The following is a 20,201-nucleotide window of genomic DNA, read 5'->3' on the forward strand; positions in this document are numbered from 1 at the left end:
CGCTAGCGGCGCCGTAACGGCCATTCGATGACGAAGCAGGCTCCACCAAGGGTCTGCGACGCTTCAGCTCGTGCCCTGCCGCCATGCCAGAACATGACGCGGCGCACAATCGACAAGCCGAGCCCATAGCCCCCCGATGAACGTGTGCGACTCAGGTCCATGCGCATGAACGGTGTGAAGACTTTCTCCCGGTAGGCCTCGGGAATACCCGGGCCGTCGTCCTCGATGGATATCCGACACATGCCATGCTGCACCTGGGTAGTGAGCCTGACCTTGCGGACTGCATGACGCATGGCGTTGCCGGTGAGATTGGTAATCGCCCGCTGAATGTAGCGCGGCTCGGCATCCACATGCCGGCCCAGCCCCCAGGTGTTGTCTACATGCTCCAGCTCGATGCTGGCATCCAATGGCGCCAGCTCGGCGATGACATGCTCGACCATCCGTGGAATATTGGTGCCTTTCATGGTGATGGCCGGCGCGCCTTGCTCCAGCCGCGCATAGGTAAGGATCTCATCCACCAGCCGGTCCAGTTCGTTGAGGTCCCCATCCATCCCTTCGCTGAAGCGCTTGCGGTCTACAGCGGTTTCAGCGGCGTCGAGCATTTCCAGACCAAAGCGCAGACGGGCCACGGGCGTGCGCAGCTCGTGGGATACCGCCCCGATGGTTTCTCGCTGAATGCGCATCAACCGCTGCACATGGCCGGCCATTTCATTGAAGGCACGGGCCAATCGCCCCACCGAATCCTGGCTGTGAATATCGACCCGCGCGTCAAGATTGCCGCCACTGATCCGCACCGCGGTGGACTCCAGCGTCATCAGCCGCTGTTCCAGCTGGCGTACCAGCAGATAGATCAGCAGGCCGATCAGGGTCAGTGCCAGTAACCCCATGATGATCAGCAGCTCTGGTGGATAGGGGCGCATCTGGTACAGCGGCCCCAGGTGCAGGATCCACTGAGTGTCGGGAATTTTCAGATAGAGCATCACCGAATCGCCGTCCGGTCCGAGGGTCATCACGGTATCGCTTTCATCCAGGCGGCGGATCTGGTCCGGATCCAGATCCGACTCGTGTCGACGGGTAAGCTGCAACGGGTAACCGAAGCCCTTCTCCCTGCGCAGCTCCTGCAGCCGGGCCGGCATGTCTGCCTCCGGCCGGCGTACCAGTTCGTCGGCGATGAGAAAAAGCGTTGCCCTGCCCAACTGCTCGGAAATGCGCTGGATATCCGCCATCAACACGGCTTCATCGGCCATATCCACCAGCGCCAGCACCCGTATCTCATCCGGCTCGGCGGGCTCCACCAGGACCCGGCCACGAATCAGTTTCGTCCGACTGGATGAGTCCAGCCGCAAAGATTCGATGTTCTCGATATGCAATGGCACACCCATTAGCCGTTCCCACAGACTCAGTACGCGCTGGCGCTCGGACGTGTCCATCGGCTGGAGATTGTCCGCCATCATCCGAAAGGTGCCGCTGGCGATACGCTCACGGTAGTCTCCGGCCCGCACCCCGTTGATCAGCTGAATGCTCAGCAGACTGACCAGCGATACCGTGATCAACACCAACAGCATCCCCCCGTAGATGCGCAGGAAGATTGAGTTCACGGCAGATCCGGCTCAGGGGCAACGAACAGATAGCCCTTGCTGCGCACGGTCTTGATCAGTCGCGGCATATCAGGATCGTCACCGATTTTGGGCCGGATGCGCGAGATGCGTACGTCGATGGAGCGGTCCTGGCCATCGTACTCTATGCCGCGCAGGGCGACGAAGGTCTCTTCACGACTGAGAATGCGCCCGGCGTTGCTGGCCAACAACCAAAGCAGATCGAATTCGGCGCCGGTCAGATCGATCAACTCATTGTTCAGCCAGGCTTCACGACGAATGTTGTCGATAACCAGGGCACCGAAGGCGAGCCGCGTCGAGGGGGCCGCCGGGGCGCCGGCTTCGGTTCGCCGCAGCAGCACACGGATACGCGCGAGCAGCACCTGGGGCCGCACGGGTTTGCTGACGAAGTCATCCGCGCCCTGCTCCAGACCCTGGATATGGTCCTGATCATCGTTGCGCGCGGTCAGCATCAGAATCGGGCGGGCGAAACCGCCCTCTCGCAGCCGACGGCAGATCGACAGACCATCTTCGCCCGGCAACATCAGATCCAGTACCACCAATGCCGGGGGGTTGGCCAGAATACGCTCGACCGCCTCTGCGCCATCTTCGATCAACTCGACCTGCAAGCCCTGCGACTGCAGAAATTCGCCGATCAGCGCTGCCAGCTTGATGTCGTCTTCGACAATGACAATACGTTCTTTCTCTGCGTGCATTCCCACTACCCTTGGGTTACATCCGGAAGGAGACGCAGATTGTATCATCGGCAATAGAAAAGGCCGGCGAAATGCCGACCTTTGTCTGAGGGGAGTGGATCAGGTCTTGTCGATCTGGTCCTTCAATGCGCTCTTGGCGCGCCCTTTCACCTGCTGGGCTTCACCCTTGCGCTCCTGCATGCGACCTTCGGCGCGTGTGCTCGGCTTGCCACTGGCCTGCTTGCCCTTGCCCACGACTTCGTTCACTTTGCCTTTCATCTTGTCTTTTGCTGCGGTCATTATTTGAACCTCTGTCAGCTGAGTACATAATATCCGACTGGGCGAAGCGACAAGGGTTCAGTTATTTCACCAGCAGGACCGGCACGTTCACATCATGCACCACCCGGGTGGCGACCGACCCCAAGACCAGATTGCCCAGGCTGCCCATACCGCGGGTGCCCATGACTACAGTGTCGCAGTTATGCCGCTTTACCGCCGCGACAACTTCGGAAACCACATCGCCTATCGTCTCGTGAGTTTCATAACGCACGGAGGCGGCCTGCAGCATCTGCACCGCTTCGGCATTGATTGAGGCCGCATGTTTCAGCGCTCCCTGACGGAGGTCTTCCAACATCGACGCAGGGACGTAGTTGCCGTACAGATTGGCTTCCCGCTGCACATTCAGCACATGCACCAGAATATCCGGATAGGCCCGGGCGGCCTCGACCAGATAAGTGACGGCGCGTTTAGCGGAATCGGATCCGTCGAATGGAACCAGTACGTTCTGCATAATCTACTCCTTTCTCGTGTTCTGCTCTGCCTTGAGCATAGTCCGTAAACCCTTGTCGCGCATTTGATCTGCGTCAAGGATGGGCAAAAAGGCCGCTTGGCTTATCAAGCGCACCGGCGCGGTGCGGGCGTACTCATCCCGACCCACAATCTGGATTATGTTTTCCTGATAACCTATTGAATAAAAACGTAAAAATAGATATGGCGAGAAAATTGCTATGTAGAAAGTGCCAACCGATCCCTTTTGCGGATCATCGACACGGAGTAATACATTAAATGAAAAAGCTCACCATCTGCATAGCCACCATCAGCACGCTGGGTCTCTCCAACCTGAGCCATGGCGAATCCTTCGATACTGCCGTCGGCCAGATCGATACCAGCATGAATGTCATGCTGGCGACCGACTATATCTGGCGCGGCCAGTCACAGACCGCCGGCAAGGGCGCGATTCAGGGTGGATTGGATATCAGTCATGAAAGTGGCCTGTTTATCGGCACCTGGGCATCGAATGTGGATGACGAGGCGTTTGGCGGGGCCAGCGTCGAATGGGATTACTACGCCGGCTTTGCCGGCGAGCTGACCGAGGCGCTGAGCTATGACCTGACCTGGATCGCCTATGAATATCCCGGCGGCGATGATGTGGACACATCGTATGAGATCATCAGCACCCTGGGGTTTCACGACCTGACGCTGGGCGCCAAGTATGCCTACCACCCGAGCTCGGCCATCTACGGTTTCGTCGGGTATGAATTCGCCCTGCCGTGGGAGACCACACTTGGGCTGCATTATGGCTATACCGATAGCAAGGACAGTCTGAGCGAGGTGGAGAGCGGTGAGAGCTACCAGGATTGGGCGGTGTCGGTGGGCAAGACGGTGATTGGTCTGGACCTGGCGTTGATGTATTCGGACACCAGCCTGAAAGATGGGACCTGCGAGGAGTGGTATGGCAAGGCGACTTACTGCGATGCCAATGTCACCTTCTCGGCGTCGCGGTCGTTCTGACAGGCCCGCGCTCCGGGCACTTCATAAAGCAGCGAAGGCCGGGCTGGTGCCCGGCCTCCAGCAAAGAGGTAACTCAGGCCCGCGGCAGGGTAACGCCGCGCTGGCCCTGGTACTTGCCACCCCGATCCTTGTAGGACACTTCACAGGCTTCGTCGGACTCGAAGAACAGCATCTGCGCCACGCCTTCATTGGCGTAGATCTTCGCCGGCAGTGTGGTGGTGTTGGAGAACTCCAGGGTGACGTGACCTTCCCATTCCGGCTCCAGCGGGGTGACGTTGACGATGATGCCGCAACGGGCGTAGGTACTCTTGCCCAGGCAGATGGTCAGTACGTTACGCGGGATGCGGAAATATTCCACGGTGCGGGCCAGCGCGAAGGAGTTCGGCGGAATGATGCAAACGTCACTCTTGACGTCGACGAAGCTCTTCTCGTCGAAATGCTTCGGGTCGACGGTGGCCGAGTGGATGTTGGTGAACACCTTGAATTCATCGGCGCAGCGTACATCGTAGCCGTAGCTGGACACGCCGTAGGAGATCACCCGCTCGCCCTCCTCGCCACGTATCTGACGCTCGACAAAGGGCTCGATCATCCCATGTTCCTGGGACATGCGGCGTATCCAACGGTCCGATTTGATGCTCATGGGTTTGTCCTGATCCAAGCGTTGAAAAGAGGGCCTGCATATTACCGGGTATTGGGCGGACACTAAAGCCTCGGGCAACATCGTCCGCCTTTCGGGTGTAGCGTCCGGCGCCATGGGCGGTGGATCAGTCCTCGCTGATGCTGATATCCGGCATGGCGCTCTGGCCGGCGCGGGCGGCGATGCGGGCGCCGACATGACGGGCCATGTCCTGGTAGATCATGCTGATCTGGCATTCCGGCTCGGCGATGACCGTGGGTTTGCCGCCATCGGCCTGCTCGCGGATCATCATCGACAACGGCATGGATGCCAACAGGTCAACGCCGTATTCGTCCGACAGCCGCTCGCCGCCACCCTCCCCGAACAGGTGCTCGGCATGGCCGCAGTTGGAGCAGATGTGCACGGCCATGTTCTCCACCACACCCAGTACTGGAATATTGACCTTGCCAAACATCTCGATGCCCCTGCGCGCATCCAGCAGGGCGATGTCCTGGGGAGTAGTGACGATAACCGCGCCGGTAACGGGCACTTTCTGCGCCAGGGTCAGCTGGATGTCGCCGGTACCCGGCGGCATGTCGATCACCAGATAGTCCAGGTCATCCCAGACACTCTGGGTCAGCAGTTGCATCAGGGCGCCGGAGACCATCGGCCCGCGCCAGGCCAGAGGGGTATTGTCATCGGCGAGAAAGGCCATGGTCATGACCTGCAAGCCGTGGGCATGGGGTGGAACAAAGAATTTCTCGTCGCGTACCTGGGGGCGGGTACCGGAGGGTACGCCCAGCATCATGCCCATGCTGGGGCCATAGATATCGGCATCCAGTACACCGACCCGCGCGCCTTCACCGGCCAGTGCCAGCGCCAGGTTGACGGCGGTGGTGGATTTGCCGACGCCGCCCTTGCCCGAGGCAACAGCGATGATGTTCTTGACGTTGGCCAGGGCCGGAATGCTGCCCTGCGCAGGAGCGGCGGGTACTTCCCAGCGCACCGTGATGGCCGCCGAATCCACACCCGCCACATTCTCGACCGCCACCTTCAGCATCTCGCCGATGCCATTGACGATGTTGTTCGCCGCATAGCCCAGCACCAGCTCGGCAGTCACCCGGTTGCCATCGATCTGCAGCGACCGCAGACAACCCGAGCTCAGCAGGTCGGTCTTGAGGTAAGGGTCCTGGTAGCTGGCCAGGGCCTGTTCTACAGCGGAGCGGTCAATCTGCGTCATGGCGTACATCCTATGGGGAAACAATACCCCACATGCTACTGCCTGGAGCGCCGATTGACCACGCCGCAGAGCGGTCAGGGAGTTACCGACTCCGCAGCATCATCACTGGCGTTGTCGGCATGGTCCAGCTCGGGCTGCGTTGGCGACTCGCCCGGTGCGATGCTGTCATTGGTCTCGGTGGTCGGTACCGGCTCGTCCGCCGACTCGGGGGCGCCCTCCTCGACCAGTTCAAGCAATGCATTGAGCAGGTTCTCGCCCCGGTCACCGACCATGTCCACGAACACATCACGTACCGGCAGGCTGCGCTCACGGAACACCGCGCGCTCCTCGGGAGTGAGACGGATGACTTCGATGTCGCTATTCTCGGTGATGATGTTCAGCCGCTCGGTGTTCAGCCGGGTCTGGACCTCGTGAATGTAAGGCACCAGCTCGACAACGGCATCTTCGATGACCTGCTCATGCTCGTCGGACAGGTTGTCGTACCAGTCGGCATTGGCCATGACGGTAGCGATGAACTGGGCCTGGTTGGCAAAGATCATGTAATCCTGCACCTGGTAAAAGTCCATTTCCTGGTGGGCGAACACCGGCTGGATGTTGCCGTCCAGCTGTCCCAGTTGCAGGCCGCTGTAGAGCTCGCCGTATTCCATGGTGGTGGGGTTGGCACCATAGGCGCTGTAGGTCTCGCGCAACAGCCGGTTATCCATGGTGCGGATGGCCAGCCCGGCGAAGTCCTCGGGAGTGCGTACCGCCTTGTTGGCAGTCCAGACCTGCCAGCCCTCGGGCACGATCGCCAGGGGATGCAGACTGCGTTCCCGGAAGGAGTCGATCAGATCATCGTTTTTGCGAAACGCTTCGTCATTGAGGATCTGGGTGTTGCGCAGCTCATCGTCGGTAAGAATGAAGTTCAGACTGAACAGCTGAGATTCAGGCACCGTGCCGCCGAGAAAGCCTGAACCGAACGCCAGTTGAACTGAACCAGCCTGCACCTGATCATAAATATCGGTGAGACCGCCAAGCTGGCCGTAGGGAAACAAGCGGACTTCCACTTGCCCGTCAGTCTTTTCACTGACTATTTCTGCGAAGCGATTGGCGTATTCATATTGCACACTGCCTTCGATTTCTTCCAACCCGAAACGCCAGACTTCGACCTGGCCGGTTGCCGGTTGTTCATCCTTGGCAGTCTGCGCTTTCTGCTGCTCATCGTCTCCGCCACAGGCCGTCAGAATCAAGGCCGCAGCGCCTATCCATCCATTTCTCCATTTCATGGAACATTCCTCATCTATTGTTCTTGTAACCACAGGAAACACTATCACAGGCTTCGCAGATGTCCATGTTTGGGCCGTGCAATTGAAAAAAAGATCCTGTATTTTTGAAAAACAAGCGCAGCGGCGGCGATTATCCTTCGTACAAGAATGATAAACTTAGCAGCAGCCGAACCAGGAAGGAGTGTATGCCCAAGCCCGCAGACTCGACGGCAAGCCCTGTTGTCCGAGCACTGAGCACCATCGACCGCCTCACCGAAGGGGTGGAAAAACTGATTCTCGGCGGCAGCGTACTGTTTCTGACTGCTCTTCTGGTACTTCATGTGCTGGCGCGGCAGCTGTTTGACAGTGGCATTCCCGGCCAGGTCGAGCTGACCCAGTTCAGCCTGGTCATCATGACCTTCGCCGGCCTGGGTTATGCCGTGCGCCGGGCACGCCACATCGCCATGTCAGCCTTTTATGATCAGTTGCGCGGCCGACCACGCAAGGCATTGCTGGTATTCATCTGCCTGGTCTCGGGCGCAATGATGATGTTCTTCGCGTGGCATGCCTGGGGTTATGTCAGCAGTATCCGTGCCGTGGGCCGTACGTCCTCAGCGCTGGGCATTGCTCTGTGGATTCCCTATCTGATGGCGCCGATCGGCTTTGCCCTGGCCGGCATCCAATATTGGCTGACGGCCACGCGCAATCTCACCTCCCGGCACATCTACCGCTCCTTCACCGAGCTGGAACGCTACGACGACGTGCCGACCGAGGGTGCGGTCGAGACTGGGACCAACTGATGCTGACGCTCACCCTGATTGTGACCGTGATCCTGCTGCTGATGGGCTTTCCGATGATGCTGCCGCTGCTGGCCGCCAGCCTGATGCTGCTGTTTCTGGTATTGCAGATGGACAACGTCGGCCTGCTGATTGGCCAGATGATCAGCGGGGTGCAGAGCTGGGCGCTGGCCGCCGTGCCGCTATTCATTTTCGCCGCTGACATCATGACCCGCGGCCATACCGCCAACCGCCTGCTGGATCTGGTGCAAAGCTTCGTCGGCCATCTGCGCGGCGGACTGCCAATCACCACGGCCGCCAGCTGTACACTGTTCGGTGCGGTGTCCGGCTCGACCCAGGCAACGGTCGTGGCCATGGGCGGGCCAATGCGCCCCAAACTGCTGGAAAAGGGCTACTCGGATAAATTCAGCATGGCCCTGATCATCAATGCCAGCGACATTGCCCTGCTGATTCCGCCCAGTATCGGCCTGATCATCTACGGTGTGGTATCGGGCGCCTCGATTGGCGACCTGTTTATCGCGGGCATCCTGCCCGGGCTGCTATTGTTGGTGCTGTTTTCGATCTACTGCTGGATCGCCTCCACCCGCATGGGCATCGAACCCGAGCCGAAGGCGACCTGGCGATATCGTTGGCAGGCGCTGAAGAGAGCCGTTTTGCCGCTGGGCTTTCCGCTGGTAGTGGTAGGCGGTATCTATGGCGGTATTTTCAGCCCAACCGAGGCGGCAGCCATCGCGGTGCTCTATGCCGTGATTCTGGAAGTCGTGATCCTGCGGTCGGTCAAGATCACCGAGTTGTGGGATGTCGCCCTGTCCACTGGCCTGATCACCGCCGTGGTGTTCATTCTGGTGGCCGCGGGCAATGCCTTTACCTACACCATCTCATTTGCCGGCATTCCCCAGGCGATCCTCAATCCGATCATTGCCGATATCGGCCACAGCCAGGTGCTGGTGCTGTCGCTGATTGCGGTGTCCTTCTTCATCGGTTGCATGTTTGTCGACCCCATCGTGGTGATCCTCATCCTGACGCCGCTGTTCAAGCCGGCGGTGGCCGCTGCCGGACTGGACCCGGTGCATGTGGGCATCATTGTCACGCTGCAGGCGGCCATCGGCTCGGCCACTCCCCCCTTCGGCTGCGATATCTTCACCGCCATGGCGATATTCCGTCGCCCCTACTTCGATGTAATCCGCGGCACACCGCCATTCATCGCCCTGTTGTTGCTGGCGACCATCATTCTGATCCTGTTCCCTTCGATTTCCCTGTGGCTGCCTTCTCTGGCGAACTGATTACAAATTGACACTCTTGTTTGAGACAGTTCTGCCGATAAGGTGGCGAGTAGCACTTTGAGACCCCATGTCTCAGGTGACTCATGGACGAAACATAACAATGCTCCGGAAAGGGGCAATGGGGGAATCATGCAGGCTATCTCCACACCCAACGACACCCAAACCGCTATACGTTTTTCCCCAGCTGGCGCCGTTACTGGTACCGGCGTGGCACTGGCGATCTGCATTCTCGGCCTGGGCAGCCTGCTGCTGTGGCTGGGGGACGGCCTGATCCGCACTCTGGCGCTGGGTCTGATGGCTGTCTCATTGTGCTTCATCTGGCAACTGGTGCGACAACCACAACATACAAGCCCTCTGGCCGAGCGGCTGGAGCAGGCCAATGCATTGCAGATCAACCTGGCCGTAGCGACCCTGCAGGATGACTCTGCCGCCAGTCAGGCATTTGCACGCTTCAGCGCCCGGCTGCGCAGCATGCTGCTCGATCTGCAGCATCAGAGCATGAGCATCGCCCTGGCGTCAGCACGCAACCGGGTACTGACCGAGCACGCGGAACGCGAGGCCAAGGCGCAACAGCAGCTATCCGAGCTGATCTTCCAGGCCAGCGACCAGACCAGCAGCGCGCTGCAGGATATCGCTGCCCGGACCAGCAATATCACCGGCATGACGGCGCGCAACCTGGATGGCGCCAAGGCATCCCAGGCGCAACTGAGCGAAGCCTGCGAACGCATGCAGCAGATCAGCGAGGCGATGACCGGCTTCAAGGCCAACATCGACGCGCTGGGCGCCAGCTCCGGGCAGATTCGCAAGATTCTGACAACAGTTCAGGATTTCTCCGCGCAGACCAATATGCTCGCGCTGAACGCAGCCATCGAAGCGGCGCGGGCCGGCGAGCAAGGCCGTGGCTTTGCCGTGGTGGCTGATGAGGTGCGCAACCTGTCGATCCAGGTCGGTAATGCCGCGGATCAGATCGACCAGCTCATGGGGCAGATGCTGGGCGCGATGAACGGTGCCGAGGAGCAGACCCTGCGCATGCAGCAGCAATCGGACAGTGCCGGGGGCGCGGTGCAAGCGGCGGCGGCCCAGTTCGGCCAGATGGTCGAGGACTTCCAGTTGACCAATGATGACCTGCTGATGGTCAGCAGTGCCCTGGAAGAACTTGCAGTCGGCAATCAGGAGACCCATCAGCACAGCAGTGCCATCCGGGACAGCAGCCTGGGGATCAGCCGGAACATGGAGCAAAGCTTTGTGCTGGCGGATCACCAGCGCGATGAAAGCAACGTAGCGCTGCAGACACTGAGCCTGGTCCGCCTGGGCGAAGGCCGGCTGGAACAGGTTAGCGATATGTTGCTCATGCGCCGCAGCCAGCTGGAATCCGCGCTGCAGGAACTCAACCAACGTGGCGTGGATATGTTCGACCGCAATTACCAGGCAATCAATGATCAGCCGGGCAAACACCGGGTCAGTTGGGCAGAGCCCTTCCGTCAGTTGGTCCAGCCGCTACTGGATGAGTGGGACCGCGGCGGTGAGGATGGTGTGCTGTACACGACGGCCATCGATGACCACGGTTACATGCCTGCGGCACGAACCGCCGCCTCTCAGCCGCCGAGCGGCGATCCCCGCAAGGATGCCATGCGCAGTACCCATATGCGCTTCACTGTCAGCAATCCGGTGGAGCTGGAGAATCTGCGCAAGTGCACCTATATAGGCATGGGCACCTTCATCCTGCCCGATGGTCGCCCCATCTTCGTCCTGTTCGTCCCCCTGATGCTCAATGGGCGGCGCTGGGGCACCCTGACCGCCGGGATTCTGCCGGATGCCCTGGGATTGCAGTAACGGAAGCGTGCTAGCCCCTAGGAGCGTCGAGCACCAGGTCGATGAGCGGACTAGCCGGAAACACTGACGTCGCCGGCTGGTTTTGGTACGAGCTGGTGCTCGAACCTCCCAGGGAGTGCCGGCTGGTTTTTCCTGGGAGCGTCGAGCACCAGCTCGATGAGCGGAGCTAGCCGGAAACACTGACGTCGCCGGCTGATTTTCGTACGAGCTGGTGCTCGAACCTCCCAGGGGCGCCGCCCGGTGCCCGCGAATCAACCCAGCATAAAGGCTGCGGCCCGCTCCGCTGCCTGATCGATCAGGTCAGTCTGGGTCAGGCCACTGCTCTTGAGCGGCTTGAGGTCATGATCGCCGGTATCCAGCCAATCGACCTGGACCTGAGCTGATAACGGGTACCGCGCCACTTCATCGGGCTTGCCGAAGGGATCGCGGGTGCCCTGCAGGATCAGCGTCGGCGTGCGCAGCTCCGCCAGATGCGCAGTCCGCGTTTTTTCCGGCTTGCCCGGCGGATGAAAGGGATAGCCGAAGCAGATCAGCCCATCAGGCTGCAGCTCGTCGGCCAACAGACTGGCAACCCTACCGCCCATCGATTTGCCTCCTATATAAAGAGGCTGCGGCGCAGCACGGTAATGCTCGCGAAAACTGTCCTGCAGCACCGGCATGGGATTGGGCGGGCGTTTGCTGCCGCCTTCGCGCCTGCCGGCCATGTAGGGAAACTCGAACCGCAACACCCGCACGCCGCGCGTCGCCAGTGCCCCGGCCAGTTGATCCAGGTAGTCGCTGTCCATCGGTGCACCGGCCCCATGGGCCAGCAGCAGGGTTGCCCGAGGCGGGATGGCGGCCGGGGTGTCGAGAAAAGATGTCAAATGGCGGCTCCGATGGGGGATATCGTGACGGGAAACTATATTTTCGGCCAAATGACCTTGATCCTGATCATCTGCGACATCATGCCACAGCGGCGTGTCGGAACCATCCCTTCACAGGCACTACCCCGGGGACTATCCTAGCAAGCCCGGTCAGATGGCCCCGTGCCGAAGGCCGCCCGACCCCGGAGCAACCGCCACGGAATGACGCGGTTTGGCCTTCCCGAGAGCATCGCCAAACCACGCCAATTGCGCAGCACCGCCCCAGGCAGACCGGGCCATTACATTGACATGTGTCATTGCAAAGAGTACGGGCATTCCTCATACTTGCCGCCGCTTTGACCCCCTTTAACCATTGCTATCCGTGGAAATCTCTCGCATGAGCACAGCTACCACTCCGACAGCCTATAACTACAAGGTGGTTCGCCAGTTCGCCGTCATGACGGTGGTCTGGGGTATCGTAGGTATGGCATTAGGTGTCTTCCTTGCGGCCCAGTTAGTTTGGCCCGCACTCAACTTTGACCTGCCCTGGACCAGCTTCGGCCGCCTGCGCCCGCTGCACACCAACGCAGTGATCTTTGCCTTTGGCGGTTGCGCGCTGATGGGTACCTCCTTCTATGTTGTGCAGCGCACTACGCAGGCGCGGCTGTTTTCCGACCGTCTGGCCTCGTTTGTATTCTGGGGTTGGCAGGCTGTCATCGTGTTGGCCGTGATCACCCTGCCACTGGGCTACACCAGCACCAAGGAGTACGCCGAGCTGGAGTGGCCTATCGACATTCTGATCACGATAGTGTGGGTGTCCTATGCGGCGGTGTTCTTCGGCACCATCGCCAGGCGCAAGATGAAGCACATCTACGTCGCCAACTGGTTCTACGGCGCCTTCATCATCACCATCGCGGTGCTGCATGTCGTCAACAATGCGTCGATGCCTGTCAGCATGTGGAAGTCCTACTCCATGTATGCCGGCGCGACCGATGCGATGATTCAGTGGTGGTATGGTCACAACGCGGTAGGCTTCTTCCTGACGGCAGGCTTCCTCGGCATGATGTATTACTTCGTGCCCAAGCAGACCGGGCGCCCGGTATACTCCTACCGCCTGTCCATCGTGCACTTCTGGGCGCTGATCGGCCTGTACATCTGGGCTGGCCCGCACCACCTGCACTACACCGCCCTGCCTGACTGGGCACAGACCCTGGGCATGGTGATGTCACTGATTCTGCTGGCTCCGAGCTGGGGTGGCATGATCAACGGGATGATGACGCTGTCCGGCGCCTGGCACAAACTGCGCACCGACCCGATCCTGCGCTTCCTGGTGGTAGCACTGGCCTTCTACGGCATGTCCACCTTCGAAGGCCCGATGATGGCGATCAAGACCGTGAATGCCCTGTCGCATTACACCGACTGGACCATCGGCCACGTACACGCCGGCGCGCTGGGCTGGGTTGCGATGATCTCCATTGGTGCCATCTACCACATGCTGCCGAAGGTGTTCGGCCGCGAAGAGATGCACAGCATCGGTCTGATCAACGCGCACTTCTGGCTGGCGACCGTCGGTACCGTACTGTACATCGTCTCCATGTGGGTCAACGGCATCACCCAGGGTCTGATGTGGCGCGCGGTCAACGTTGACGGCACCCTGACCTACTCCTTCGTTGAAGCGCTGGAGGCCAGTCATCCGGGCTTCATCGTGCGCTGGATCGGTGGTCTGTTCTTCCTGATCGGCATGCTGCTGATGGCCTACAACACCTGGCGCACCATCCGTGCTGCCAAGCCGGCCGAAGCCCAAGCCGCAGCCCAGATCGCCTGAGGAATTGATTGATGAAACAGCATGAGATAGTTGAAAAGAACGTTGGTCTGCTGATCGTGCTGATCGTGGTAGCGATCAGCTTCGGCGGCCTGACCCAGATCGTACCGCTGTTCTTCCAGGACGAAACCACCCAGCCGGTTGAGGGTCTGCGCCCCTACACCGCGCTGGAGCTGGAAGGCCGCGACATCTATATCCGCGAAGGCTGTGTAAGCTGCCACTCGCAGATGATCCGTCCGTTCCGTTCGGAAACCGAGCGTTACGGTCATTACTCCGTTGCCGGTGAAAGCGTCTGGGAGCACCCCTTCCTGTGGGGCTCCAAGCGTACCGGTCCGGACCTGGCCCGGGTTGGCGAGCGCTACTCCGACGACTGGCATCGTGCGCACCTGATCAACCCGCGTGACGTGGTGCCGGAATCGAAGATGCCGGCCTACCCCTGGCTGCAGGAAAACGTCCTGGATGGCAAGCACACCGCCCGCAAAATGGAAGTCATGCGCAAGCTGGGCGTTCCATACACCGATGAAGACATTGCCGGAGCCACTGCGGAAGTCAAAGGCGTCGCCGAAATGGACGCCCTGATTGCCTATCTGCAGCACCTGGGCACTGTCATCTCCGACCGCCGGTAACCAACAATGGATATCAACACTCTACGCGGCATCGCCACCATATTCGCCATGGTGGCCTTTATCGGCATCGTGGTATGGGCCTACAGCTCGTACAAGAAGAAGGACTTTGATGAGGCCGCTCAGCTACCCTTCGCCGACGACGATGAAGACCAGAAGACGCGGGAGCAGCAAGACACCGGGAGTAATGAAAAATGAGCAATTTCTGGAGTGGGTACATCATTACCCTCACCTTGGTCTTCCTTTTCCTGACCACCTGGCTGCTGTTTGCCACGCGCAAGGGACAGCGGCCTGACCAGACCGACAGCACCACCGGCCATGAGTACGACGGCATCGCCGAGCTGGATAACCCCCTGCCCCGCTGGTGGTTCATGCTGTTCATCGCAACGCTGGTGTTCAGCGCGATCTATCTGGTCCTGTACCCCGGCATGGGCAAATGGCCGGGCGTTCTGAACTGGACCCAGGTCAATCAGTACGAACGTGAAGTGGCGCGCGCCGAGGAGCAATTTGCACCGATCTTCGCCCGCTACACCGATCTGCCGATCAGCGAAGTGGCCCGTGACGAGGAAGCTCTCCGCATCGGTCAGCGCCTGTTCGCGACCAACTGCTCGGTATGCCACGGTTCCGACGCTCGCGGCGCCTTTGGCTTTCCGAACCTGACCGATAATGACTGGCTGTGGGGCGGTGAGCCCGAGCAGATCCTGACTACCCTGCGTCAGGGTCGCCAGGCTGCGATGCCGGCCTGGTTGGCGGTGGTCGGTGAGCAAGGCGTTCGCAACGTCGCCGGCTATGTGCGCAGTCTCTCCGGGCTGGAGTCCGAAGGCGTAGATATCGACGCCGGCAAACAGGTATTTGCCAGCAACTGTGTGGCCTGTCACGGCCCTGATGGCAAGGGCAACCCGCTGCTGGGCGCGCCCAACCTGACCGATGATAACTGGCTGTATGGTTCCAGCATGTTGCAGGTCCAGCACTCCATCCGTGCCGGCCGTAACGGTAACATGCCGTCCCAGGCTCACCTGGGTGAAGACAAGCTGCACATGCTTGCCTCCTACGTCTACAGCCTCTCGCTGGACGACGAGTAACACCCCCGCGCGACGCCCTGTCGCATGGTTCGAGACGCCCGTCCGGTTTAAGCTGGTCGGGCGTCTTCGCATATCCTGACCAGCACTGCTCTGGCCAGGCGTCCCTTCTCATAACGATATGGCCAGCCTGATATGAGCGAGAAGATACCCGTTAAAGATGTTTCCCCGGACAAGATAGAAGCCGTCGACCTGTATGCCAAGCGCGAGAACATTCATACGCGCTCCTACCAGGGCTTTTTCAAGAACATCCGCCTGGCGGGTGTGGCGGCGTTGTTTCTGCTGTTCTTTGGTACCGTGTGGCTGAATATCGACGGTCGCCAGGCGGTGCTGTGGGATCTGCCCGCACGCCAGTTCCATATCTTCGGTGCCACCTTTCAACCACAGGACTTCTTTCTGCTGTCCTTCCTGTTGATCATCTGCGCCTTCGGCCTGTTCTTCATCACCACCTTCGCCGGGCGCATCTGGTGCGGTTATACCTGTCCGCAAACCGTGTGGACCTGGATTTTCATGTGGGCCGAGCGGGTCACCGAAGGTGAACGCAACGCGCGTATCAAGCTCGACGCAGCGCCGGTAAGCGCCAACAAACTGCTGCGCCGCAGTGCCAAGCATACGTTGTGGATCGGTGTGTCACTGGTCACCGCGCTGACCTTTGTCGGTTACTTCACGCCCATTCGGGGCCTGCTGGTCGACCTGGTCACCTTCAACCTGAACGGCTGGGCGGCCTTCTGGATATTTTTCTTCACTGCGGCGACCTATATCAACGCCGGCTGGCTGCGCGAGCAGGTGTGCTTCTACATGTGCCCCTACGCGCGCTTCCAGAGCGTGATGTTCGACAAGGACACCATGGTGGTGACCTATGACTATCATCGCGGCGAAGACCGTGGCCCGCGCAAGAAGGGCGTCGAACCCGCCGAGCTGGGCCTGGGCGATTGCATCGATTGCACGATGTGCGTACAGGTCTGCCCCACCGGGATCGACATCCGCGACGGCCTGCAACACGAATGCATCCAGTGCGCGGCCTGTATCGACGCCTGTGACGACGTCATGGACAAGATGGGTTACGACCGTGGCCTGATCCGCTACACCACCGAACACAACATGGCTGGCCAGAAGACCCGCATCCTGCGTCCGCGCCTGATCGGCTACGGCGCCGCGCTGGCACTGATGATCGGCATGTTCATCTTCACCATTGGCAATATGGCTCAAGTCAGCCTGGATGTGCAGCGCGACCGAAACGTTCTGTATCGGGAAGCCCGTGGCGGGGCCATCGAAAACGTGTACATAATCAAGGTCATGAACAAGGGTCAGCAGGCCCGCACCTTCAATCTGACGGTAGAAGGTCATCCGGAACTGGAGCTGGTACTGGCCGCCAATCGGCTCGCCATCGAGCCCAGCAGCCTGCTGCAGGTGCCGGTCAACGTCCAGCTGGAGCCAGAGTTCATGCAAGGCACCAACATGCCAATCACTTTCATTGTTACCGCGGCCGATGATGACAGCATCTCCGCGACCTCCGAGAGCCGCTTCATGGGCCCGACACTCAGGTAGACACATGCAACACGACGAAAACATACCCCCGTGGTACAAGCAATTCTGGCCCTGGTTCCTGATCAGCATCCTGGTGTTTGCCGTGGTGATCGGGCTGGGCCTGTTGTACGTCTCCATGCTCAACCCCGACAGCATGGTGCGCGACAACTATTACAAGGAAGGCCGCGCGATCAATATGCACATGGGGCGCGATCATCGCGCCAGCGAGCTGGGTCTGAGCGCCAGCTTCACGGTCGACGAGCTGACCGGTGATATCAGCCTCCAGCTTGATGGAGAGCTGCAGCAGTTGCCGCCCCAGTTAGCCCTGGAGCTCATATCACCCACCCATGCCGAGCGTGACCGTACAGTGATGCTGCAACAGATTTCCGGCAACCGCTACACCGGTCAGTTGGAGTGGGGCATCCGGGGTCGACATTATATCGACCTGAGCGATCCGGCCCTGCCCGGCGAAACTGGCTGGCGCCTGACCGACGAAATCACTCTGGTCATGGGACAGCAGCACCAGCTCGCCGCAAAATGACCCAACCCACGCCTTGCTATCACTGCGGCGAACCGGTTCCGTCCGGTTCGTCATGGTGCAGTATCATCCTCAGCGAGCAGCGCGCCATGTGCTGCCCCGGTTGCCAGGCCGTGGCCGACGCCATTGTCGCCGGCGGCCTGGAGTCCTACTACACCCACCGTACGGAAAACTCCGCCAATCCTGAAGCCCTGCCCCGGGCTCTGCAGGATGAGCTGGAGATGCTCGATCGCAGCGATGTACAGCAACGCTATGTCCGCAGCGAGGGCGACCACCAGCAGATCGAACTACTGATCGAGGGCATCAGCTGCGCCGCCTGCGGCTGGCTGATCGAAAAGCGCCTGGCACAGATGCCGGGTGTAATCGAAGCCACGCTGAATCTGGGCAACAACCGGCTGAATCTGAGCTGGGGCGCTGCCGATACGCGGCTGTCCGCATTGCTGGGTGAGATCAAACGCATCGGCTATGCCGCCCATCCCTACGAGCCAGACAAGGCCAGCGAGCAGATTGCCAGGGAAAACCGCCAGTATCTGCGCCGCCTCGGCCTGGCCGGGCTGATGTTCATGCAGGTGATGATGGCGACCATGGCACTGTGGGATGGTTTCAATCAGGACCTGACCCAGGAGATGGCGGTTACCCTGCGCTGGGCCGCCCTGCTGATGACCACCCCGGTGGTGCTGTACAGCTGTGCGCCGTTCTTCCGCGGCGGCTGGCGCGACCTGAAGAACCGTCGACTGAGTATGGACGTGTCGGTCTCCATGGCGATCGGCAGTGCCTATGGCGCGGGCATCTGGGCGACCTTGACCAATTCCGGCGAGATCTACTTCGATTCGGTGACGATGTTCGCGTTCTTCCTGCTGGCTGGCCGCTATCTCGAACGCCGCGCCCGCCAGCGTACCGTGGAAAGCACCGCCAAGCTGGTCAACCTGCTGCCGCCCAGCACCATCCGGGTGGATGAACAGGGCCAGCCGCAGCGGATCATGCTGGAAGAAGTACGCTCCGGCGATCTGCTGGAAATCAAACCCGGTGAAAGCATCCCGGCGGACGGCGTCATTACCCGCGGTGTCAGCAGCATCGACGAATCGGCTCTGTCCGGCGAGTATCTGCCGCTGGCCAAACAGGTGGGCGACCAGGTTACCGCCGGCACCATGAACGTCGAAGGTCCACTGCAGATCCAGGTGAGCGCGGTCGGCACCGAGACTCGGCTATCGGCCATCGTCCGCCTGCTCGAACGCGCCCAGGCGGACAAGCCCCGGCTGGCGCAGTTGGCCGATCAGGTGGCGCAATATTTCCTGATCACCGTGCTGCTGGCTATCGTGCTGGTGGGCGGCGCCTGGTGGTGGCTGGTCAACGGCGAGACGGCATTCTGGGTCATCATCGCCATGCTGGTGGCAACCTGCCCTTGCGCCCTATCACTGGCGACTCCGACCGCACTGACCACCGCGACCGGCAGCCTGCAGAAGCTCGGCCTGCTGATCACCCGCGGTCACGTGCTGGAAGGCCTGAACAGGATTGATACGGTCATTCTCGACAAGACCGGCACGCTTACCGAAGGCCGCATGACCCTGGAGCGGATCCTGCCCTTCCCCGGCCACGACGGGGAGCAGGCGCTGCTGCAGGCGCGCATGATCGAATCGCGCTCCGAACACCCCATCGCCCGCGCCTTCGGCCGTAGCGCGGCCCAGGCCGACAGCGTGACCAGTCATCCGGGTCTGGGGCTGGAGGGGCTTTGCAACGACCAATTGCTGCGTATCGGCAAACCTGGCTATGTGGCAGAGCTGGGCAGCTGGAGCGCACCCGCGGTGCCCGACGAGCCCGGCCAGTGGCTGCTGCTGGGCGATGCCCAAGGGCCGATAGCCTGGTTCGTGCTCAATGATCGTCTGCGCACCGATGCCGGCCAACTGATCCGCCAGCTCAGGGATCGGGGCCTGCGGGTGGTGTTGCTGTCGGGGGACCATGCGCCGGTGGTAGAACGCATGGCCCACAATCTGGGCATCGAGGAAGCCATCGGCAATGCCACACCGGCGGACAAGCTGGCCTTTGTTCAGCAGTTGCAGGATCAGGGCGCCCAGGTACTGATGCTCGGTGATGGCGTCAATGACGTGCCGGTGCTAGCCAGCGCCAATATCTCGGTGGCCATGGGCGAGGCTTCTGATCTGGCCAAGACCAGCGCCGATGCGGTGCTGCTCAGCAGCCACCTGCAGGTACTGAGCGATACCTTCACCGTGGCCAGACGCACCCGGCGGATCATGATCCAGAATCTGTTCTGGGCAGGGGCGTATAATGCCGGGATATTGCCGCTGGCTGCGCTCGGATTGGTCTCGCCGGCCCTCGCTGCGGCGGGCATGTCCGCCAGCTCGCTGCTGGTGGTACTCAATGCCTTGCGTCTCAGCCGGTTACCACGCAGCACGCGACGCCCGTCATCCAAGCCCTTACAGGAGCAGTTCGCATGACTATCCTCTACATTCTGGTGCCGGTCGCCATAGTGCTGGTGATCATTGCCATCTGCGTCTTCAACTGGGCCGTCAACAGTGGCCAGTACGACGACCTCGACAGTCCCGCCCACAGCATCCTGTTTGACGAGGAAGATCCTGCTCACCTGGCCGCCCGCAAGAAAGCCGATCAGAGCAGCACGCCATCGAAGGATGACGGTCAGGGCGAGGGTCGCAGCTGAAC

General features: G+C 60.6%; 20 protein-coding genes. 12 read left to right on the forward strand and 8 right to left on the reverse strand.

Going from position 1 to position 20,201, the window contains the following annotated elements; all coding sequences use genetic code 11:
- Nucleotides 1-2 precede the first annotated feature (2 nt).
- The 4 genes from QAO71_RS09910 to QAO71_RS09925 all read right to left on the reverse strand — a co-directional run bounded on the left by QAO71_RS09910 (nucleotide 3) and on the right by QAO71_RS09925 (nucleotide 3,080).
- Nucleotides 3-1,598, reverse strand: a complete 1,596-nt coding sequence (locus QAO71_RS09910) for an ATP-binding protein (RefSeq protein ID WP_280164286.1) — start codon at nucleotides 1,596-1,598, stop codon at nucleotides 3-5.
- The gene (locus QAO71_RS09915; RefSeq protein ID WP_280164287.1) at nucleotides 1,595-2,311 is read right to left on the reverse strand and encodes a response regulator transcription factor; all 717 of its coding nucleotides are present in this window, start codon (nucleotides 2,309-2,311) and stop codon (nucleotides 1,595-1,597) included. The genes QAO71_RS09910 and QAO71_RS09915 overlap by 4 nt, the downstream gene beginning before the upstream one ends.
- A 99-nt stretch (nucleotides 2,312-2,410) precedes the next feature.
- Nucleotides 2,411-2,590, reverse strand: coding sequence for a CsbD family protein (locus QAO71_RS09920; protein ID WP_036993462.1), 180 nt, complete (start codon nucleotides 2,588-2,590; stop codon nucleotides 2,411-2,413).
- Nucleotides 2,591-2,651: 61 nt separating this feature from the next.
- Complete coding sequence (locus tag QAO71_RS09925; protein ID WP_280164288.1) at nucleotides 2,652-3,080, reverse strand: universal stress protein; 429 nt, start codon at nucleotides 3,078-3,080, stop codon at nucleotides 2,652-2,654.
- A gap of 275 nt (nucleotides 3,081-3,355) precedes the next feature.
- Here QAO71_RS09925 and QAO71_RS09930 point away from each other — a divergent pair, with 275 nt between their 5' ends.
- Complete coding sequence (locus QAO71_RS09930; protein WP_036993465.1) at nucleotides 3,356-4,081, forward strand: TorF family putative porin; 726 nt, start codon at nucleotides 3,356-3,358, stop codon at nucleotides 4,079-4,081.
- 73 nt (nucleotides 4,082-4,154) lie between these two features.
- Here QAO71_RS09930 and dcd read toward each other — a convergent pair whose 3' ends face one another.
- The 3 genes from dcd to dctP form a co-directional block, all read right to left on the reverse strand.
- Nucleotides 4,155-4,721: a dCTP deaminase gene (gene dcd, locus QAO71_RS09935; protein ID WP_036993466.1), complete on the reverse strand. Its 567-nt coding sequence runs from the start codon at nucleotides 4,719-4,721 to the stop codon at nucleotides 4,155-4,157.
- 124 nt (nucleotides 4,722-4,845) lie between these two features.
- The gene (gene apbC, locus QAO71_RS09940; protein ID WP_280164289.1) at nucleotides 4,846-5,937 is read right to left on the reverse strand and encodes an iron-sulfur cluster carrier protein ApbC; all 1,092 of its coding nucleotides are present in this window, start codon (nucleotides 5,935-5,937) and stop codon (nucleotides 4,846-4,848) included.
- Nucleotides 5,938-6,011: 74 nt separating this feature from the next.
- Nucleotides 6,012-7,202, reverse strand: coding sequence for a TRAP transporter substrate-binding protein DctP (gene dctP / locus QAO71_RS09945; protein WP_280164290.1), 1,191 nt, complete (start codon nucleotides 7,200-7,202; stop codon nucleotides 6,012-6,014).
- A gap of 185 nt (nucleotides 7,203-7,387) precedes the next feature.
- Here dctP and QAO71_RS09950 point away from each other — a divergent pair, with 185 nt between their 5' ends.
- The 3 genes from QAO71_RS09950 (at nucleotide 7,388) to QAO71_RS09960 (ending at nucleotide 11,094) form a co-directional block, all read left to right on the forward strand.
- The gene (locus QAO71_RS09950) at nucleotides 7,388-7,981 is read left to right on the forward strand and encodes a TRAP transporter small permease (protein ID WP_074778267.1); all 594 of its coding nucleotides are present in this window, start codon (nucleotides 7,388-7,390) and stop codon (nucleotides 7,979-7,981) included.
- Complete coding sequence (locus QAO71_RS09955; RefSeq protein ID WP_074778265.1) at nucleotides 7,981-9,261, forward strand: TRAP transporter large permease; 1,281 nt, start codon at nucleotides 7,981-7,983, stop codon at nucleotides 9,259-9,261. The genes QAO71_RS09950 and QAO71_RS09955 overlap by 1 nt, the downstream gene beginning before the upstream one ends.
- A gap of 129 nt (nucleotides 9,262-9,390) precedes the next feature.
- Nucleotides 9,391-11,094 carry a methyl-accepting chemotaxis protein gene (locus QAO71_RS09960; RefSeq protein ID WP_280164291.1) on the forward strand — a complete coding sequence of 568 codons (1,704 nt, stop codon included), beginning with the start codon at nucleotides 9,391-9,393 and terminating at the stop codon, nucleotides 11,092-11,094.
- 251 nt (nucleotides 11,095-11,345) lie between these two features.
- On the opposite strand, the gene QAO71_RS09965 is transcribed toward QAO71_RS09960, so the two are convergent.
- On the reverse strand, nucleotides 11,346-11,957 hold the full coding sequence (locus QAO71_RS09965) for an alpha/beta fold hydrolase (RefSeq protein ID WP_280164292.1): 612 nt from the start codon (nucleotides 11,955-11,957) through the stop codon (nucleotides 11,346-11,348).
- 376 nt (nucleotides 11,958-12,333) lie between these two features.
- On the opposite strand from QAO71_RS09965, the gene ccoN reads away from it, so the two are divergent.
- From ccoN to ccoS, 8 genes are all read left to right on the forward strand, one after another.
- Entirely contained in the window at nucleotides 12,334-13,761 is a 1,428-nt protein-coding gene (ccoN, locus tag QAO71_RS09970) for a cytochrome-c oxidase, cbb3-type subunit I (protein ID WP_074778260.1), read from the forward strand.
- 11 nt (nucleotides 13,762-13,772) lie between these two features.
- Entirely contained in the window at nucleotides 13,773-14,384 is a 612-nt protein-coding gene (gene ccoO / locus QAO71_RS09975; RefSeq protein WP_074778258.1) for a cytochrome-c oxidase, cbb3-type subunit II, read from the forward strand.
- 6 nt (nucleotides 14,385-14,390) lie between these two features.
- Entirely contained in the window at nucleotides 14,391-14,579 is a 189-nt protein-coding gene (locus tag QAO71_RS09980; protein WP_036993474.1) for a CcoQ/FixQ family Cbb3-type cytochrome c oxidase assembly chaperone, read from the forward strand.
- Complete coding sequence (ccoP, locus tag QAO71_RS09985) at nucleotides 14,576-15,463, forward strand: cytochrome-c oxidase, cbb3-type subunit III (protein ID WP_074778256.1); 888 nt, start codon at nucleotides 14,576-14,578, stop codon at nucleotides 15,461-15,463. The genes QAO71_RS09980 and ccoP overlap by 4 nt, the downstream gene beginning before the upstream one ends.
- Before the next feature lie 132 nt (nucleotides 15,464-15,595).
- The gene (gene ccoG, locus QAO71_RS09990) at nucleotides 15,596-17,008 is read left to right on the forward strand and encodes a cytochrome c oxidase accessory protein CcoG (protein WP_280164293.1); all 1,413 of its coding nucleotides are present in this window, start codon (nucleotides 15,596-15,598) and stop codon (nucleotides 17,006-17,008) included.
- Nucleotides 17,009-17,012: 4 nt separating this feature from the next.
- On the forward strand, nucleotides 17,013-17,528 hold the full coding sequence (locus QAO71_RS09995) for a FixH family protein (RefSeq protein WP_036993478.1): 516 nt from the start codon (nucleotides 17,013-17,015) through the stop codon (nucleotides 17,526-17,528).
- A complete protein-coding gene (locus QAO71_RS10000; protein ID WP_280164294.1) occupies nucleotides 17,525-19,978 on the forward strand; it encodes a heavy metal translocating P-type ATPase in 2,454 nt (817 codons plus the stop codon). The genes QAO71_RS09995 and QAO71_RS10000 overlap by 4 nt, the downstream gene beginning before the upstream one ends.
- The gene (gene ccoS / locus QAO71_RS10005) at nucleotides 19,975-20,199 is read left to right on the forward strand and encodes a cbb3-type cytochrome oxidase assembly protein CcoS (RefSeq protein ID WP_074778252.1); all 225 of its coding nucleotides are present in this window, start codon (nucleotides 19,975-19,977) and stop codon (nucleotides 20,197-20,199) included. Before QAO71_RS10000 ends, ccoS begins: the two co-directional genes overlap by 4 nt.
- The last annotated feature ends 2 nt before the right edge of the window (nucleotides 20,200-20,201 follow it).

This window comes from Halopseudomonas sp. SMJS2 (genome assembly GCF_029866945.1).
GTDB lineage: Bacteria > Pseudomonadota > Gammaproteobacteria > Pseudomonadales > Pseudomonadaceae > Halopseudomonas > Halopseudomonas bauzanensis.

Excerpts from the sequence above, each read along its gene's own strand:
- QAO71_RS09915 (WP_280164287.1), bottom strand. The coding sequence starts at position 2,311 with ATGCACGCAGAGAAAGAACGTATTGTCATTGTCGAAGACGACATCAAG.
- QAO71_RS09920 (WP_036993462.1), bottom strand. The coding sequence starts at position 2,590 with ATGACCGCAGCAAAAGACAAGATGAAAGGCAAAGTGAACGAAGTCGTG.
- QAO71_RS09925 (WP_280164288.1), bottom strand. The coding sequence starts at position 3,080 with ATGCAGAACGTACTGGTTCCATTCGACGGATCCGATTCCGCTAAACGC.
- QAO71_RS09930 (WP_036993465.1), top strand. The coding sequence starts at position 3,356 with ATGAAAAAGCTCACCATCTGCATAGCCACCATCAGCACGCTGGGTCTC.
- dcd (WP_036993466.1), bottom strand. The coding sequence starts at position 4,721 with ATGAGCATCAAATCGGACCGTTGGATACGCCGCATGTCCCAGGAACAT.
- apbC (WP_280164289.1), bottom strand. The coding sequence starts at position 5,937 with ATGACGCAGATTGACCGCTCCGCTGTAGAACAGGCCCTGGCCAGCTAC.
- dctP (WP_280164290.1), bottom strand. The coding sequence starts at position 7,202 with ATGAAATGGAGAAATGGATGGATAGGCGCTGCGGCCTTGATTCTGACG.
- QAO71_RS09950 (WP_074778267.1), top strand. The coding sequence starts at position 7,388 with ATGCCCAAGCCCGCAGACTCGACGGCAAGCCCTGTTGTCCGAGCACTG.
- QAO71_RS09955 (WP_074778265.1), top strand. The coding sequence starts at position 7,981 with ATGCTGACGCTCACCCTGATTGTGACCGTGATCCTGCTGCTGATGGGC.
- QAO71_RS09960 (WP_280164291.1), top strand. The coding sequence starts at position 9,391 with ATGCAGGCTATCTCCACACCCAACGACACCCAAACCGCTATACGTTTT.
- ccoN (WP_074778260.1), top strand. The coding sequence starts at position 12,334 with ATGAGCACAGCTACCACTCCGACAGCCTATAACTACAAGGTGGTTCGC.
- ccoO (WP_074778258.1), top strand. The coding sequence starts at position 13,773 with ATGAAACAGCATGAGATAGTTGAAAAGAACGTTGGTCTGCTGATCGTG.
- QAO71_RS09980 (WP_036993474.1), top strand. The coding sequence starts at position 14,391 with ATGGATATCAACACTCTACGCGGCATCGCCACCATATTCGCCATGGTG.
- ccoP (WP_074778256.1), top strand. The coding sequence starts at position 14,576 with ATGAGCAATTTCTGGAGTGGGTACATCATTACCCTCACCTTGGTCTTC.
- ccoG (WP_280164293.1), top strand. The coding sequence starts at position 15,596 with ATGAGCGAGAAGATACCCGTTAAAGATGTTTCCCCGGACAAGATAGAA.
- QAO71_RS09995 (WP_036993478.1), top strand. The coding sequence starts at position 17,013 with ATGCAACACGACGAAAACATACCCCCGTGGTACAAGCAATTCTGGCCC.
- QAO71_RS10000 (WP_280164294.1), top strand. The coding sequence starts at position 17,525 with ATGACCCAACCCACGCCTTGCTATCACTGCGGCGAACCGGTTCCGTCC.
- ccoS (WP_074778252.1), top strand. The coding sequence starts at position 19,975 with ATGACTATCCTCTACATTCTGGTGCCGGTCGCCATAGTGCTGGTGATC.